The 15,949-nt window shown below is 69.7% G+C and carries 16 protein-coding genes and 6 tRNA genes; 8 read left to right on the plus strand and 14 right to left on the minus strand.

Going from position 1 to position 15,949, the window contains the following annotated elements; all coding sequences use genetic code 11:
• Positions 1-5 precede the first annotated feature (5 nt).
• The 7 genes from OG858_RS08345 to OG858_RS08375 form a co-directional block, all read right to left on the minus strand.
• A complete protein-coding gene (locus OG858_RS08345; protein WP_086749984.1) occupies positions 6-2,753 on the minus strand; it encodes an exo-rhamnogalacturonan lyase family protein in 2,748 nt (915 codons plus the stop codon).
• A 113-nt stretch (positions 2,754-2,866) separates the two neighbouring features.
• Positions 2,867-3,475 (minus strand): hypothetical protein, encoded by a 609-nt coding sequence (locus tag OG858_RS08350; protein ID WP_086749985.1) that lies wholly within the window; start codon positions 3,473-3,475, stop codon positions 2,867-2,869.
• Between the two features lie 12 nt (positions 3,476-3,487).
• Positions 3,488-4,387 carry a carbohydrate ABC transporter permease gene (locus OG858_RS08355; RefSeq protein ID WP_086749986.1) on the minus strand — a complete coding sequence of 300 codons (900 nt, stop codon included), beginning with the start codon at positions 4,385-4,387 and terminating at the stop codon, positions 3,488-3,490.
• Complete coding sequence (locus OG858_RS08360) at positions 4,384-5,385, minus strand: carbohydrate ABC transporter permease (protein ID WP_179201178.1); 1,002 nt, start codon at positions 5,383-5,385, stop codon at positions 4,384-4,386. The genes OG858_RS08355 and OG858_RS08360 overlap by 4 nt, the downstream gene beginning before the upstream one ends.
• Entirely contained in the window at positions 5,385-6,674 is a 1,290-nt protein-coding gene (locus tag OG858_RS08365) for an ABC transporter substrate-binding protein (protein WP_319067350.1), read from the minus strand. The genes OG858_RS08360 and OG858_RS08365 overlap by 1 nt, the downstream gene beginning before the upstream one ends.
• 553 nt (positions 6,675-7,227) lie before the next feature.
• Positions 7,228-7,299, minus strand: a tRNA-Val gene (locus OG858_RS08370).
• A gap of 77 nt (positions 7,300-7,376) precedes the next feature.
• Positions 7,377-7,856, minus strand: a complete 480-nt coding sequence (locus tag OG858_RS08375) for a TIGR02611 family protein (RefSeq protein ID WP_037701562.1) — start codon at positions 7,854-7,856, stop codon at positions 7,377-7,379.
• Positions 7,857-8,047: 191 nt separating this feature from the next.
• Between OG858_RS08375 and OG858_RS08380 the strand changes: the two genes are divergently transcribed.
• Entirely contained in the window at positions 8,048-8,461 is a 414-nt protein-coding gene (locus OG858_RS08380) for an SsgA family sporulation/cell division regulator (protein WP_004002642.1), read from the plus strand.
• 300 nt (positions 8,462-8,761) lie between these two features.
• Positions 8,762-9,322 (plus strand): CGNR zinc finger domain-containing protein, encoded by a 561-nt coding sequence (locus OG858_RS08385; RefSeq protein WP_319317448.1) that lies wholly within the window; start codon positions 8,762-8,764, stop codon positions 9,320-9,322.
• Between the two features lie 83 nt (positions 9,323-9,405).
• Here the strand turns inward: OG858_RS08385 and OG858_RS08390 are convergent, their stop codons facing one another.
• Together OG858_RS08390 and OG858_RS08395 are read right to left on the minus strand one after the other, a co-directional pair.
• Positions 9,406-9,558: a hypothetical protein gene (locus OG858_RS08390; protein ID WP_162948480.1), complete on the minus strand. Its 153-nt coding sequence runs from the start codon at positions 9,556-9,558 to the stop codon at positions 9,406-9,408.
• Between the two features lie 181 nt (positions 9,559-9,739).
• Positions 9,740-10,198, minus strand: coding sequence for a hypothetical protein (locus OG858_RS08395; RefSeq protein WP_328545023.1), 459 nt, complete (start codon positions 10,196-10,198; stop codon positions 9,740-9,742).
• 159 nt (positions 10,199-10,357) lie between these two features.
• Between OG858_RS08395 and OG858_RS08400 the strand changes: the two genes are divergently transcribed.
• A complete protein-coding gene (locus tag OG858_RS08400) occupies positions 10,358-10,876 on the plus strand; it encodes a DsbA family protein (protein WP_086749432.1) in 519 nt (172 codons plus the stop codon).
• 25 nt (positions 10,877-10,901) lie between these two features.
• On the opposite strand, the gene OG858_RS08405 is transcribed toward OG858_RS08400, so the two are convergent.
• From OG858_RS08405 to OG858_RS08415, 3 genes are read right to left on the minus strand one after another with little or no spacing between them, the layout of a single operon-like run.
• Positions 10,902-11,726, minus strand: a complete 825-nt coding sequence (locus OG858_RS08405) for a GNAT family N-acetyltransferase (RefSeq protein WP_086749431.1) — start codon at positions 11,724-11,726, stop codon at positions 10,902-10,904.
• Positions 11,727-11,777: 51 nt separating this feature from the next.
• Positions 11,778-12,599, minus strand: coding sequence for an aminotransferase class IV (locus OG858_RS08410; protein ID WP_086749430.1), 822 nt, complete (start codon positions 12,597-12,599; stop codon positions 11,778-11,780).
• Positions 12,596-13,639 (minus strand): chorismate-binding protein, encoded by a 1,044-nt coding sequence (locus OG858_RS08415; protein ID WP_327723712.1) that lies wholly within the window; start codon positions 13,637-13,639, stop codon positions 12,596-12,598. The genes OG858_RS08410 and OG858_RS08415 overlap by 4 nt, the downstream gene beginning before the upstream one ends.
• A 157-nt stretch (positions 13,640-13,796) precedes the next feature.
• Here OG858_RS08415 and OG858_RS08420 point away from each other — a divergent pair.
• From OG858_RS08420 to OG858_RS08440, 5 genes are all read left to right on the plus strand, one after another.
• A tRNA-Gly gene (locus tag OG858_RS08420) sits at positions 13,797-13,869 on the plus strand.
• Positions 13,870-13,905: 36 nt separating this feature from the next.
• Positions 13,906-13,979, plus strand: a tRNA-Cys gene (locus OG858_RS08425).
• Position 13,980: 1 nt separating this feature from the next.
• Positions 13,981-14,052 (plus strand) — tRNA-Val (locus OG858_RS08430).
• 40 nt (positions 14,053-14,092) lie between these two features.
• A tRNA-Val gene (locus OG858_RS08435) sits at positions 14,093-14,164 on the plus strand.
• Between the two features lie 34 nt (positions 14,165-14,198).
• Positions 14,199-14,270 (plus strand) — tRNA-Val (locus tag OG858_RS08440).
• Positions 14,271-14,346: 76 nt separating this feature from the next.
• Here OG858_RS08440 and OG858_RS08445 read toward each other — a convergent pair.
• Both OG858_RS08445 and OG858_RS08450 read right to left on the minus strand, forming a co-directional pair.
• Entirely contained in the window at positions 14,347-14,652 is a 306-nt protein-coding gene (locus OG858_RS08445) for a TFIIB-type zinc ribbon-containing protein (protein WP_037702246.1), read from the minus strand.
• Between the two features lie 87 nt (positions 14,653-14,739).
• Positions 14,740-15,681 carry a phosphotransferase family protein gene (locus tag OG858_RS08450; protein ID WP_319067348.1) on the minus strand — a complete coding sequence of 314 codons (942 nt, stop codon included), beginning with the start codon at positions 15,679-15,681 and terminating at the stop codon, positions 14,740-14,742.
• Positions 15,682-15,949: the final 268 nt, after the last annotated feature.

The raw sequence follows: 15,949 nt of genomic DNA on the forward strand, positions 1-15,949 counted from the left end.
GAGCGTCACGGCATCTTGTCGCCCACCAGCGCCAGGTTCTGGATCGCCGCCAACCCGTACAGCGCCGTCGCGTTGGTCGACACCCACGCCGCCTCACTGCCCGGCACGAGCGCCGTCGGCCCCTCGATCTTCTTGGTGGTCCAGTCCGTCGACTCCTTGTAGTCCCAGGTGTCGGCGCTGTTGTAGAACTGCCGCCACGCACGGGCCGCGAGTTTGTCGTCCTTCAACTGCACGGCGGCGTAAGCGTCCTGTCGCGAATGCCCCTGGAAGAGCAGCAGGGTGCCGAAGTTGGAGCCGTAACGCGCGGCCTGTTCCGCCTTCGTCGCGTTGAAGTAGCGGCAGTAGTCGAGCCACGCCTCCTTGAACCTGGGCATCTCGATCTGGTCGAGGAGTTCGGCGTTCAGCTCGACCAGGCCGAACATCGCCGACAGGTGCGAGACGCCGACCCTGGCCTCGGTGGCGACGGCGAACTTGCCGGTGTCCAGGTCGTAGAGCGCGTTGCCCTGGACGAAGCCGTTCGGCTGGGCCGCGATCGTCTCCATGGTCGACAGCACGCGCGCCTTGGCCTTCTCCCACTTGGGCCCGCGCCGCTCCCACTCGGTCAGCCACGCCGACACGAGCCCGGACCAGTCGGTGCCGAAGCCGATCGACAGCGCGTTCCGGTCGGGGGTGTAGGGCTCGGTGCGGATCTTGCGGATCGGGTCGAGGACGAGGAACGTCTCGTCGGAGTCGACGTTGGCGTGCATGAGGTCACCGACGCGTTCGTCGGCGGTGAGGAAGTAGTAGTAGCGGCGGTACGTCGTGTTGGCGATCCGCTGCTGCTTGGCACTGTCGGCGTAGTGCTGGACGCCGTGGCGGGTGCCGAGGCCGGCCCATTTGCCCAGGTGATAGACGTCGACCTCGCCGGTGTGGCGGGTCATGGCCTCGGCGAAACGGAAGATGTCCGCGCGCCCGGAGCGCATGTACGCGAACCAGAGCCACAGGTCCGGCGAGAGTTCGGAGTTGTCCCAGGCGTAGCCGCCGACGTCGTAGCACCACTGGTGGCGGCTGGGGTCGTAGCTGTGCATGATGTCGCCGTAGTCCCAGAAGCCGTACCACCGGCGCATCTCCACCTGGTCCTTGTAATAGGTGAAGAGGAAGTCGAGGTGGTCCTCGATCTTGGCCTTGGCGGCGGTGGAGCGGTCCGGCTCGGCAAACAGCCGTCCGAAGACGCCCGCCTTGATCAGTTGCTTGGGCGGGGTGGCGAGCTGCGGAGGTGTGCGGACGGCCTCGACCTGCTCGGCCATGGCCTCTGCGCCCGGCGTGGACTCATGGGCCCAGAAGAGGAGTTCGCTGGTGCGGGCGATGCCGTAGGGGGTGCCGAACTCGGGCTCGTAGTCCTCGTAGGTGATGTTGAGGCCTTCGAGCTGCTCGGCGAAGGTGTCCTGGCCCATGCCGTCGTGGTAGAAGCGCAGGTCCATGGGCTGCGCCTCGGGCGACCAGAGCCAGAGGGTGACCTCGGCGGTGTCGGTCTGGGCGTCGCGGATGTCGAGCTGGGCGGGGAACTTCTCCCAGAAGTCCCTGAGGCCGAAGGCGAATCCGCCGGACGCGCCACCCACGTACCCGAAACCGCTCGCCCGCCGGCCACCGCCGGCCGGGATCCAGCCGTGGCCCTTCTTGGTGCGCTTGCGGACACCGAAGCCGTCGGCGGACAGCTGCGAGAGCGTGTAGTCGCCCCACTCGGGGATGTACTGCAGACGGGTCGTGACGCGCTGGTCCCAGGTGGAGGGGTCGGGCAGCTTCTTCCCCTCGAACTGGGCGGTGCGCACCGCCGTCCCCGGGTCGCGCCGCAGCCCCGTGATGCCCTTGACCGCCTCGCGCAGCAGACCCGTGCCCTCGCCGCCGATGCGGATGTGGCGGTCGTACGCGGCATCACGCATCGGGACCTCGAAGCGGACGCCGATGCCGCGAACGAAGTCGCCGGCGGCCTTTCCGGGCTCCTGGGTGCCGTCGAAGGTGATGGTGTGCACCATGCGGAAGGACTCGGCGCCCGCGTAGAAGTACAGGCGGATCGAGAAGGGCAGCCAGCTGTGGCTTCCCCTGCGGTGCTTGCCGTCGATGCGGACCACGGCACGCACCGGGCCCTCCTGCTCGACCTTCACCTCGTCGATGGCGCTCTCGTAGCGCTGGGACTTCTCCGTGCCCTGGTCGCCGCTCTCGATCTCGGGCTGGCGCAGCAGCACCAGGTGCCCGCTGTGGGCGATCTCGGTGGAGCCGCGCAGCACGGACTTCACGAGCGTGGAGCCGGACTTGCCGATCTTGGCGGTGATGACACCGGTCGACACGTCGATGGTGCCGGCCCGCTCGTGGACGGTGACCTTCTTCTCCGGCGTGGTCGGCGTGCCCGCGGCGAGGGTGAGCTTGCCGGAGCCGGCGCCCGCGCCCACCGCGTGCGCGGTCCACTTGAGGGAGCCGTCGGGCCAGTAGCCGATCGGCCAGGACTGCACGGCCACGGCCTTGCCGTCCGCGTCGGTCAAGGAGAACGACTGTTCTTTCTCGTACGCGCCCTTCGGCCAGGGCACACCCACGGTCGAACCGGGAGCGGCGCCGAGTCCGCCGTCCTCCAACCAGTCCAGGGTCACCGGGTCCGCCTCGGCCGTCTCGGCTCCGGGCGCGGCCTGCGCGTGCGTACTCCCTAGCGCCCAGCTGAACTGCGCGGCGGCTCCTGCGACGGCGGCCGCCTTGAGAAGGGACCTGCGGTCGATGGGGGACATGGCCTTTCCTTTCCGTACGGGAAGTCTTGCGTGCGGGTAGTCAGGGGCATGACAGCGAGAGGTGCGGCGCCTCGGGGGCGCCGACCTGGGTGCGTGGGCACCGTCCGCTCGGGTCAGCGGCGGCGCCGGTACCGCTCCTCCACGGCGACGGCCGCCGCCGCGACGGCCCCGAGGACCGGGATCGCCAGCGGCGCAGCGAACCAGGCGGAGCAGGCCACCACAGCCAGTCCGCCGACGAGCAGGAACGATCCGGCGGGGTCGAGCACGGTCCGCCGCCCGGCCGCGCCGAGCAGCGCCCGCCAGGTGGCGCCGGGCCGCCATGCCGCCGCCGCGCGCAGTCCGGCGACGACGGCGCCGATCAGCGCGAGGACCCCGGTCGCGCCGACCAGCGGCCCGCCCGGGATACCGGCGCGTACGGCCAGGACATCCACCCACACCGCCGCGAGGGCCGCCCATCCGGCGAGCCCGACGAGCCAGCCGCCGCGCACCGCCGTCCGGAAGTCGGCCACGAACTCCCGCCAGCCACCGCTCTCATGAGCCGTACGGCGTCTCAGGTGCCGGGAGCCGGCGGCGAACGCGGCGGGGTACGTCACCAACGGCAGCGAGGCCAGCGCGATCCACACCCCGGTGAGCAGACACTCGGCGAACAGCGCGAACCGTTCGGCGAGCACGGACTCCTCACGGGGTGCGGCGGTTTTCGCACGGGCACGGGCCTGGGCCATGGTCAGCTCACCTCAGCCCTTCAGGCCCGAGGTGGCCATACCGTCGATCAGATAGCGCTGGAAGGCGAGAAAGAAGGCGAGCACCGGCAGCAGGGCCACCAGCGACATCGCGATCATGCCGCCGTAGTTGGCTACCCCCTCCTGGTCCACGAACATCTTCAGGCCGAGCGAGACCGTGTAATTGTCGGGCTCGCTCAGATAGATCAGCGGGCCCATGAAGTCGTTCCAGGTGTTGATGAACGTGAAGATCGCACTGGTGATGAGCGCGGGCCGACACAGCGGCAGCACGATCGACCAGTAGATGCGGAAGTGCCCGCAGCCGTCGAGCCGCGCCGCCTCGTCGAGCTCCTTGGGCAGGTTCCGCATGAACTGCACCATCAAAAAGACGAAGAACGCCTCCGTGGCCAGGTACTTCGGGAGCAGCAACGGGGTGTACGTGTCGATCATGTCCATGTTGCGGAACAGCACGTACTGAGGGATCAGCAGGACGTGGTACGGCAGCAGGAGGGTGCCGATCATCAACGTGAAGAGCAGATTGCGGCCCGCGAACCTGATCTTCGCGAAGGCGTACGCCGTCAGCGAGCAGGACACCAGGATCCCGATCACCGAACCGACGGCGAGGAAGAGCGAGTTGAAGAAGAACGTGGAGATCGGGATGTCCGCGATGCCGTCGGCGAGGCTCGTGTAGTTCGAGATGATCGGGTCGCCCGGGAAGAGGTCCAGGCTGCCGATGACCTCCTCGCTCTTCTTGAACGAGCCACCGATGACCCAGAGCACCGGGTAGAGGATCACCGCGAGGATCGCGAGGGACCCGATGTGCCAGGCGAGGGAACCGGGCAGCCTGCGCCGCAGGGCACCGGCCTTCGTGGACGGGGCCGGGGCTGGGGTGATCTCGGTGGCCTGTGCGCTCATCGGGCGCCTTCCTCGTAGTGCACCCAGCGCTTCTGGGACCAGAACAGCACCGCCGTCACCAGGGCGACCGCGACCAGCAGCATCCAGGCCATGGCCGAGGCCAGACCCATCCGGCTGTTCTCGAAGCCCTGGACGTACAGATAACAGGTGTAGACCATCGAACCGTCGGCCGGACCGCAGGCGTTGCCGCCGGCGCCGCCGCCCACGATGTAGGCCGAGCTGAAGATCTGGAAGGAGTGGATCGTCTCCAGCAGGACGTTGAAGAAGAGGACCGGGGAGATCATCGGCAGGGTGATGTTCCAGAACCGCCGGAGCGTGCCCGCCCCGTCGACCTCGGCCGCCTCGTACAGCTCGCGCGGAACCTGCTTGAGGCCGGCGAGGAAGATGACCATGGGGGCGCCGAACTGCCAGACGGTCAGCGCCACCAGGCTGTAGATGATCAAGTCGGGGTCGCCGGTCCAGCCACCGGCATCGATCCCGAATATCTTCTGCGTACGGTCGACGATCGCGTCGTCGGAGAAGATCGCCTTCCAGACGATCGCGATGGAGACACTGGCCCCGATCAGCGACGGCGCGTAGAAGGCGGCCCGGTAGAAGGCCTGTCCACGCCGCTTCTGCGCCAGCAGCAGCGCCACCCCGAGGGCCGCGGCCAGCTTGATCGGCGTACCGACGACGACGTACCAGAGCGTCACCCGCACCGAATGCTGCCAGCGCGGATCGGCGAACATCTCGGAGAAGTTGTCGAGGCCGATCCACTTGGGCGCGTCGAACAGGTTGTAGTCGGTGAAGGCGAAGTAGAGCGAGGCGGCCATCGGGCCCGCTGTCAGCAGCAGGAACCCGGCGATCCACGGGGACATGAAGAGATAGCCGGTCAGGGTCTCCCGGCGGCCCCGCCGCTTGAGCGCGGCGGGGCGGGGAGCCTTGGCCGGACGGTGCCGCGGCTCGGAGTCCTGGGTCAGGTCCTCCATCGCAGGGGCGTGTGTCACGGCGGTTCCCATCAGCTGCCGAGAGCCGTCTTCGACTCGGTGAAGAACTGCTTGACGGCGTCGTCCACCGACCGCTTGCCCATGGCGAGCTCCTCGGCGATGCGCATGAACCCGGCCTCGCAGATGTCCGCGCCGTTCGGATGCGGGGTGATGGGCTCCAGGACGCCTGCCGCGACCAGGGACTCCTCGTACGCGGCGATCGCCTTGTTGACCGGGTCGGTCGGCTGGAACGCGTCGTACTGGGCCTGCGTCGCGGGCACACCCCGGTCGTAGCCCATGATCTTGGCGACCTCGGGCTCGTGCACCATGAAGTCGATGAACTGCGCGACCTCCTTGGGATGCTGCGTGCGCTTGGACGCGCTCAGCATGAGGGAGCCGAGGTACTGGCCGGTCTTCTTGCCGTCCGTGGTCGGGATGGGCGCCAGGCCGTACTCGCTCTTGCCCTCGGAGGTGTAGCGCACGGTGAAGTTGTCCCAGGTGAACTCACCACCGGCGAGTTCCGCGGCGACAGCCGACTTGGGCTTGATCTGGGCGACCTTCTTGGGGTCGGCGTAGAGACCCTCCTTGATGCCCTTCTCGGCCTTCGCCCACCAGGCCTTCAGATCCGCCTCGGTGAAGCCGAGCCCGTCCTCCGTGAAGAACGCCTTGCCGTTCTGGCGCAGGTAGAGGTCGTAGAGGTACATGACGCCGTACATGCCGCTGTCGCCGGCGCGCCCCGCCTTGTCCCGGATCTTCTTCATCGCGGCGTCGAAGTCGTCCCAGGTCCAGCCCTGCTCCGGCTTCACACCCGACTTGGTGTAGACGGGCTTGTCGATCACCAGGGCCATCGAGTTGGAACCGACCGGAACGCCGAGCAGCTTGCCGTCGACCTCGCCGAACTTCTCCAGGCCCGCTCTGAAGCCGTCCAGGGAGAGGTTGCCCGCCTCGACCTGTGCGTTGAGATCGAGCAGCACATTCTTCGCGTCGTATTTCCGCAGGAAACCGACGGCATTCTGGAACACATCCGGCGGATTTCCACCGGAAGCCTGGGTGTTGAACTTCTTCCAGAAGTCCGGATACGCCTGGAAGTCCGTCTTGACCTTGATCTTCGGGTACTTCTTCTCGAAAAGGGCGATGGTCTTCTTGATGCGCTCCGCGCGGTCCTCGGCGCCCCACCAGGCGTAACGGATCGTCACCGTCCCGTCCCCCGCGCCACTGCCGCCCCCACAGGCCGTGGCCGTCGCCCCCAGCCCCGCGACGGCCAGTGAGGCTCCGGCCGCCTTGAGGACCGTTCGCCTCTCAACGTTCCTGTTCTGCTGCATGGTTGAGCCTCCCCGCGACGTTGCGTCCGCGCCGTGAATCGTTTCAAGTAAGCGCTTGCTGGCACAAGGTACGGAGACCCTCAGGCGACGTCAATGATTCGGACAGGAATTGATGGAAAGCGGAGCCGTCCCTGCGCCGGGCGCGGCGGGGCCTCAGATGACGGCCGGTCAACTGAAAGCGCAGGTCCGGGAGTTGTGGTCGACTGGCCGAACGCGACGGGTGTCTTCGAGCCGCGAACAGAAGAGGCTGAAAGGAGTCAGTGGGGCGACCCCGGGCATCTCTCGCCGAACCACCCCCGGAGCACGGCGGACCGACCGGGCGCGAGTCCCGAGCGAGGACGAGGAAGCACCGGATTCGGCCAAATCGAGACGGAGTTGGAGGCGCCACCTCAGTCGGCGCAGCCGCCGGCCCGCCCCCATCGGCCGCGGCCCGCCCTCATCGGCCGCGGGCCGCCCAAGGGCGCACGGCCCGCCCGGCACCCCGAGGCCTCTGCGCGCCCACGACGAAAACGACCCGGCCCACGTTTCCGTGGACCGGGTCGCCGTCATCCGGTGGGCGATACTGGGTTCGAACCAGTGACCTCTTCGGTGTGAACGAAGCGCTCTCCCACTGAGCTAATCGCCCGGACGCAGGGAGAACATTACCCCATGTCAGGGGGTTCCCCCGACCATGCTCCGCGCCCCCTGCCATCCCGTCCGGGATCACTGGTCCTTGATGTTCCAGGGCATCTCGAGACCGAACTTCCAGACGTAGAAACCGACGAGAACGGAGACGATCACCAGGCCGATCGTCGTCAGAATGATGTTGCGGCGGCGGACTCTGGGATCGAGGGCGCGCTGGGTGGCCTCGGAGACCTTCCGCTTGGTCCAGCGGAGCACCAGCTGGGCCCAGACGAACTCCGTCGCCCAGATCGCCATGCCACCGAAGATCACGAGCCAGCCGGGGCCGGGCAGCGGAAGCATGATCACACCCGCGACGACCACCGCGAGCCCGATGACGAAAACGGCCACCTGCCAGCTCACGTGCAGCATCCGCCGCGCCTTGACGAATTCCGGCGCACGGGATCCGAGCCGCGCTTCGTCCTTGGCCACATCGGCCTCACTGTTCGCTACGTCCGTGTCACTCTTCGTTTCATCGGCCGCCACGGCGACCTCCCCCGTTCCGTAACTCCCCGTGTCCATACGGCCAAACCCTACCGGAGAGAAACCAGTCACCGGAATGGTCGTACCCACAGAAGACGGTCTCGGCCGGATGAGCTACCAAAAGCGACGCAAAACTCCCAGAGGGGTTTACAACGGCACCGTAGGTGGCATGTCGATTTCGCCGACGTGCGAATCCCCGAGCGCACACTGAGCGAAAGGCCTTGGCGCTTATGAACACCACGGTCAGCTGCGAGCTGCACCTGCGCCTCGTTGTGTCGAGCGAGTCCTCACTGCCTGTTCCGGCCGGACTGCGGTATGACACGGCCGATCCCTACGCCGTGCACGCCACCTTCCACACCGGAGCAGAGGAAACGGTCGAATGGGTGTTCGCCCGCGACCTCCTCGCCGAGGGCCTGCACCGGCCCACCGGCACCGGCGACGTCCGTGTCTGGCCGTCGCGCAGCCACGGCCAGGGCGTCGTGTGCATCGCCCTGAGCTCCCCTGAGGGCGAAGCCCTCCTCGAAGCCCCGGCGCGAGCCCTGGAGTCCTTCCTGAAGCGCACAGACGCCGCCGTGCCACCCGGCACGGAGCACCGGCACTTCGACCTCGATCAGGAGCTCTCCCACATCCTGGCCGAGAGCTAGGGCGAGGCCCTCACAGAGCCGCCCGGCGCCGTCCACTCGGGGAGACGGCTCGGGCTCAGACAACCGAATACGGCTTCAGGCCGACCCAACCGACGCCGTCGTCGCGGACCTCCGCACGGCGGCGTCGCCATGCCGTCACCGAGCGCGACCGGACCGGGGCACCAATCGGGCCCCTGGCCCGTTCCGCTCGTACGAGGGTGCTCCGGGCCGGTTCGCACCGGTCCACCGCCTCGCCGAGCGATTACCATCGGCCAGCATCGGCGGGCGCCCGCCCGACCCGCGCAGGCCAGGGAGCGAAACGTGCTGATCACCCACGACACCCGGTGTTCCCTCGATGCCGTGGTGGATCTGGTGAACACCGCGCCGGAGAACGACACGGCGACCGACGGGCTCGCGACGGTCGCGGCGCTCGCCGAATTCGTACGGAATCACGAGGTCAGCGATGTCGGCGTGCTGTCGGAGTTCGACCTCGCGGCCGTGCGCCGAGTCCGCAGCCGGTTCGCGGAGGTCTTCGCGGCTCCCGAGGCGGCCACGGCAGCCTCGGTCATCAACGATCTGATCGCCGCGGCGGGCACCACACCCCGGCTCACCGATCACGACGGCTACGACTGGCATGTGCACTACTTCGCGCCCGGCGCGTCGCTCGCCGACCATCTCTCGGCCGACTGTGGCATGGCGCTCGCCTTCTTCGTCGTCGCCGGGGAGCAGGAGCGGCTGCGCCGCTGCGAGGCCCCCGACTGCCGGCGCGCCTTCGTCGACCTCTCCCGCAACCGGTCGCGCCGCTACTGCGACAGCCGCACCTGCGGAAACCGCCTGCATGTGGCCGCCTACCGGGCACGCCGCAAGGAGGCAGCGGGCTGAGGCTTCGCCGACCGGTCCGAAGGGGTTGCGTACGGGGACTGACGGAGCCCTCGACGGATGACGCCAGGGGCTCCGTTTACGGCTCAGAGCATCAGCAGATCGTGCAGTGATGCCATGAGCAGCAAGCAGCCGATCACCGCTAGGAAGATCATCAGCGGTGGCTGGGAGAGCGCGAAGAGACAACCTCGCCGCTCCTGTGGTGGGGCGACGGTGTCGCTCTGTGGTGTGTCCAGCATCTCGCCGCGATGATGACGCAGCGGAGACCCTCCGCGCGATCAACCCACCCGGAATGACGGAGAGTTCGCCAATATCCACACGGTACGGAGCGAACGTGATCACTTCGGCGCCGCCGCCCGACCTACTGTGTCGTTTCAGTCCGAAGCGCTCCCGCGGCTGACGACCCGCCCGCCGGGCGGGTCAGATGCCGTGCTTCTTCAGGATCGCCTCGATGTCGCTGAAGTCGTCCGCCGCTGACGTACCCGAACCCGTGGTCCGGGGTGCCGCCGCCGGGCGGGCCGCCGGACGTGCCCCCTGACCCAGCGAGGGCGCCGAGGCCGCCGGGGCTATCGCCCCGGTGCGGGACGCCTTGGCCTCCTTGCGCTGTTCCCTGTCGGGAGCCTGGCGGCGGCGCTCCACGGCGCGGGTGGTCATGAACAGGAACCAGGCGGCGCCGAGCACACCGAAGCCGGCCCACGCGGTCGGACTGAACGCGGTGTCGGCCACCCACTCGACGATCCCGGTCAACACCAGCCCGAGGGGCACAAGGGAGTAGGCGGCGATGCGGGTCGCCCTGAGGAAACGCTTCCGGTACGCCGTGATCGCGGCGATGCCCAGGCCTGCCGCGGAAACGGCGGCGCAGACGGTCTCGGCAATCATCCGGTCCTCCAGGCGGTGCTCGGTCGGTCGGTCTCGTTGCGTCCCTTCCATCCTGCACCGCCCCGCGTCCGATATGCCATGGTCCGGGGAGACCTCAGGGACATCTCCGGGTCGTCTCGGGGTCGGCCCCCCGTCCGGGAAGCTGGGAGACTGATCTCCATGAGCGACTCCTCCCCCGTCCCGTCCGCCGTCGTCCTGGACGTCTGGTGCGAACTCCAGTGTCCCGACTGCCGCAGCGCCCTCGACGACGTCCGCGCGCTGCGGGCCCGCTACGGCGACCGGCTCGACGTACGGCTGCGGCACTTCCCGCTGGAGAAGCACAAGCACGCCTTCGCCGCCGCTCAGGCCGCCGAGGAGGCCGCGGAGCAGGGGCAGGCCTGGCCGTACGTCGAGGCCGTGCTCGGGCGGGTCGAGGAGCTGGACCGGACCGGAGAGCCGTTCCTGATCGAGACGGCCGGTGAACTCGGCCTGGACGCCGAGGAGTTCGACACCGCGCTCATCGACGGCCGGCACATGCTGATCGTGGATGCCGACCAGGCCGAGGGCAAGGCGATCGGTGTGACCGGCACCCCCACCTACGTCATCGGTGGCGAGCGCCTCGACGGCGGCAGGAGCCAGGCGGGGCTGCGTGAGCGGATCGAGGAGATCGCCGACCGGCTGCTGGCCGGGGGCGCCTGACCACCGGGGCGCCTCCCGGCAGCCGTCAGACCAGTGGCTTGGACAGGTGATGGGCGGTCGTCCCGTAGCCGAGAGACTCGTAGAGGCATTCGGCCCGGACGTTCCCCGCGAAGACGTTGAGCGCGATGGCGGTCTTCCCTGCCGCCACCGCCTGCGCCTCGGCCAGCAGCATGAGCGTACGGCCGTGACCCCTGCCCCGGTGTGCGGCGTCCGCCTCCACGTCGTACACGGAGGCGTCGTCGTCGGCCAGCCACAGCCACAGCGTGCCGACTCTCGTGCCCTCGTGTTCCAGCACACTGCACAGGCTGTTCTCGGAGAACGGCCCCTGCGGCAGGCACCGCTCGTAGTCGTCAGTGGCCTTCGTGCGGGCCTCCGCGTCGGGCATGCCACGGGTGATCAGGTCCTGTGCGTAGCCCTCCAGCCCGGCCTCCTTCCACGGCCCGTACTCGGCCTCGGTCATGGGGCGGCCCCGGCTGCCCTCGGGCAGTTCGGGCGGGGTGCCGTCGAGGGGCTTGCGCATGCTCCGGGCGCGCAGGACGTAGCCGAGCGTCTGGGCCAGCCGCAGCGCGGGCTCGGCACCCTCGGGGACGGACGCCTCGATGCGCCGGCAGCCCCAGCCCCGGGCCACCTCCTCGGCGGCGAGTGCGGCCACCGTGGCCCGGCCGCGCCGCCGGTCCGGTTCGTCGATCCGCAGATCCAGGATCCGGGCGGCCGAGGACCCGGGGCCGGGGCGCGTACCGAGGTGGATCTCGCCGGCGGGACGGCTGTTCACGCACACCTGGTAGCGGCGCGAACGGGACCCGTCGGCGGCGTGCTGAAGCGGCTCGATGGGCCGCAGGGTGGTGGTCATCAGGGTGTTCTACCCGCTCCGGGCCGCCGGGTCAGCCCAATGTCCGAGGCTTTACGGATCGAGGTCGTCGCCGGAGCGCTCGTCGAAGACCCGCATCGCCTTGGCCGTCACCGGACCCGGGGTGGCGGAGAGTTCACGGGCGTCCACGCGGCGCACGGACTGCACGTCGCGCAGGCTCGACGTCAGGAAGACCTCGTCGGCGCGTTCCAGGACGTCCAGCGGCAGGTCGGTCTCGCGGGCGCCGGTCCACTCGACGACGAGGGCGCGGGTGATGCCCGCGAGGCAGCCGGAGGCGACCGGCGGGGTGTGTATCTCGCCGTCGAGGACGACGAAGACGTTGGAGCCGGTGCCCTCGCAGAGCCGGCCCAGGGTGTTGGCGAACAGTGCCTCGGTGGCGCCCTGTTCGTGGGCGCGGGCGAGGGCGACGACGTTCTCGGCGTACGAGGTGGTCTTGAGGCCGGTGAGGGCGCCGCGCTCGTTGCGGGTCCACGGAACGGTGATCGCGGCGGTGGAGTCGGCGCGCCGGGCGGTCTCGCCGAGGGCGACGACGAGGGTCGGGCCGTGGTCGCCCCGGTCGGAGCCGAGCGGGGAGACACCGCCGGTGTAGGTGATGCGGAGCCGCCCGAGGGGCACCGGGTTGGCCTCCAGGACGGCCGAGCAGGCGCGGCGCACCTCGTCGAGGTCGGGCTCGGGCAGACCGAGTCCGCGTGCCGAGAGGGCCAGCCGGTCGAGGTGGCGGGTCAGCGCGAACGGCCGCCCGTCGACCGTCTTGGCGGTCTCGAAGACGCCGTCGCCCACGGTCAGCCCGTGGTCGAGGACGGAGACACGGGCGGAGTCGATGTCCTGCAGTCCGCCGTCGAGCCAGATCTTCACGTAAGGGTCCTCCCACTCGCCTCGTACGTCCCCGACGCTACCGCGAGCAGCCTGGCGGCCTTCAGCTCGGTCTCCCGCCACTCCGCCTCGGGGTCCGACCCCCAGGTGATGCCCGCGCCCGTACCGAAGCGGAGCTCGCCCGCCGCCCGGTCGATCCAGAAGGTACGGATCCCCACGGCCAGCTCCGCCGTGCCCCGGTCGGCGTCGACCCAGCCGATACCGCCGGTGTACGGGCCGCGCGGGGCGGTCTCCAGGGCGTCGATGATGCGCAGGGCACTCGACTTGGGCGCGCCGGTGACGGAACCGGGCGGGAAGGCCGCGGCGAGCAGTTCCGGCCAGCCGGCGTCGTCGCGCAGTTCGCCGCGCACCGTCGACACCAGGTGCACCAGCCCCGGATGCTTCTCGACGACGCACAGGTCGGGCACGGTCACGGTGCCGGTGGCACACACCTGCCCGATGTCGTTGCGGACCAGGTCGACGATCATCACGTTCTCGGCGTAGTCCTTCTTCAGGAGATCCGCCTCGGTGCGGCCGGTGCCCTTGATCGGGCCCGACTCGACGACCCGGCCGTCACGGCGCAGGAAGAGCTCCGGGGAGGCAGTGGCGATCTCGACCCCGCAACCCGGGAGACGAATCGTTCCTGCAAAGGGTGCCGGGTTGCCGCGGGCCAGCAACGCGGTCAACGCGTCCACGTCGGCGTCCGGCGCGACGGGCGCGGACAGTACCCGGCACAGGTTCGCCTGGTACACCTCGCCGGCGGCGATGTGCTCGCGGATCCGGCGGACCCCGGCCGTGTAGGCGGCGCGGTCCAGGGACGAGGTCCAGTCGCCGACGCCCGGCCCGTGCCACTTCCCCGGCTCCGGGGCGGGCGCGGGTTCGCGACGTACGTCACTGAAGCGTGCGCACACCAGACCGCCCTCGTAGTCCGCGCACACGGCCCAGAAGCCGGAGGAGTCCAGGGCGGCGGCGTCGCTGGTCACATCGGTGAGACCGGTGGCCACGAGGTTGCCAAAGCGGGCGAGCGGAGGGAGGTCGGGCACGCAGTCGAGTCTAGGACGGGTGACCTGCGGGCGGGCCCGGCCGGGTCTCGGACTGGACGCACCGCAGCACGCTGCACAAACGCGTTTTTGTGCTGGCCCCGGAATCCGCTAGAGTTCAACTCGTCGCCGGGTCGCGCAAGCGGGCCGGAAACGACAAGCGGACGTAGCTCAGTTGGTAGAGCGCAACCTTGCCAAGGTTGAGGTCGCCAGTTCGAACCTGGTCGTCCGCTCGCAGGAAAGCGGGGATCTTCTGGCCCCGCACTCCTGGTGGAGTGGCCGAGAGGCGAGGCAACGGCCTGCAAAGCCGTCTACACGGGTTCAAATCCCGTCTCCACCTCCAAGGACGATTAGCTCAGCGGGAGAGCGCTTCCCTGACACGGAAGAGGTCACTGGTTCAATCCCAGTATCGTCCACTGAGGCCTCAGGGCTTCTGGAGCCGCGAGGCTTCCACCCGCGCGATTAGCTCAGCGGGAGAGCGCTTCCCTGACACGGAAGAGGTCACTGGTTCAATCCCAGTATCGCGCACGCAAGATCCACAGCCGCAGTGCTGTGATCCCGAGGACGATTAGCTCAGCGGGAGAGCGCTTCCCTGACACGGAAGAGGTCACTGGTTCAATCCCAGTATCGTCCACACACCGAGCCCCCGGCCGTCTCGTACGGTCGGGGGCTTCGTCGTGCGCAGGGCGCGGGTGCGCCCTGCGCGCGGCTCAGCTGGAGAACAGCATGTGGCCGAAGCCGCGGTTGTGGTGACCGTGACCCCCGTGGTGGCCACCCTGGTGACCGCCGTGCGGGGCGCCCCAGGCCGGAGCGCTGTGACCGCCGCCCGCCGGGTACTGCGGAGCGGCCGGCGGGGGAGGAACGGCCGGGCCGCCGCCCCACTGGCCCTCCATGCGGGTCAGTGCCTCCAGCTCGCCGTAGTCGAGGAAGATCCCACGACAGCCGCTGCACTGCTCGATCTGGACGCCACTGCGGTTGTAGGTGTGCATCGGCGCATGGCACTTCGGACACTGCATGTGCATGGTTCGGTTCAACTCCTCGGCGTTCGGTCCTGCTTCGCGTTACGCCAGCACAGACACCGTCCGGCTGGGGTCGGTTGCACCCTACTTCGGGAAAGGGCCGTCCAACTCCGGCGGGATGCCTCCCATTCGGTCACATGCGTCCACAACGGACTGTTGCGCGTCGTCGAGGGGGCGGTCGGCCGCCGTGGACTTCGCGATCGCGAGAGCCGCGGTCTGCACGGTGAGTGCGCGGGCCGGTACGTCCAGTACGTGCCACGGGTCGCCGTCCGCGGGGACCGCCGGGCCGCCGGCCCGCCGGTAGGCGGTGAGGAAGCGGGTCCACTCGTCGGACAGGAGAAGGCCGCAGGCGTACCAGGCGGCCGGGCGGGCGAGGTCCCAGGCGGGGACGCCCACTCCCAGGTCGTCGACGTCGATCAGCCGCCAGGGCCCCGTGGCCGCCGGGTGACGGACGAGCTGGCCGAGGTGCAGGTCACCGTGGCAGAGGGTGGTCGTGTCGGGCATGGGGGCCTCGGACCTGGCCCAGGCGGGGAGGGTGTGCCAGGCGCGTAGCACCGGGGCCGTGGCGGGGTGGCCGGGTGCGGCAGCCACGAGGCGGGCGATGGCCTGCGCGGCCTTGGCCGGGCCGCGCATGGGTGGCAGGCCCGGGGGCGACGGCTGCCGGTGGAGGCGGGCCAGGAGGGTGGCCGCCGCCTCCCACGGGGCGGCTTCCGGGGTCTCGGGGTCGACCGGGGTGCCGTACGGCCAGAGCGTGACGAGGCGGTCGTGGAGGGGGGCCGGGGCCGGAAGGAGGGGGGCGAGGAGGGTGTCCGGGTGGGAGGTGGCGACGGTCAGGCGGAGGGCCAGGTGGGTGGGGTCGGTGTCGGGGGCGTGGGCCTTGGCGACGGTGTCGGCGTGGCGGACAACCGTGCCGTCGGCGCGTTCCGCGAGGACCGAGTCGGGGTGGGAGCAGGGCGTGGATTCGGGATGGGCCGTGCTGCGCACCCTGGCCCTGAGGGCGGGGAGTACGTCGGCGGTGGCGGTCATGGGTCCCCCTGCGAAGTCGTACGGCGCTGTCGGCGAGCCTACGTTCCGGGTGCGCCTTGCCGGGCTGTGACCGGGAGGAGGTCCCGCCGCCCGGCGGTCACGAGGCGCCCCTGCGCCCACCCGCGCCGCCCCGGCTGGCACGACTGCCCTCAGGGGGACGGCCGGGGAGCACGAAGGAGGACAGCCGAAATCACGGCGAAGGGCTGCCCGTGGCCAGGTGGGCCCAGAAAAAGACAACGCCCGCGCAGCTCCCCAGCTGCGCGGGCGT

The organism is Streptomyces europaeiscabiei, assembly GCF_036346855.1.
GTDB classification, from domain to species: Bacteria; Actinomycetota; Actinomycetes; order Streptomycetales; family Streptomycetaceae; genus Streptomyces; species Streptomyces europaeiscabiei.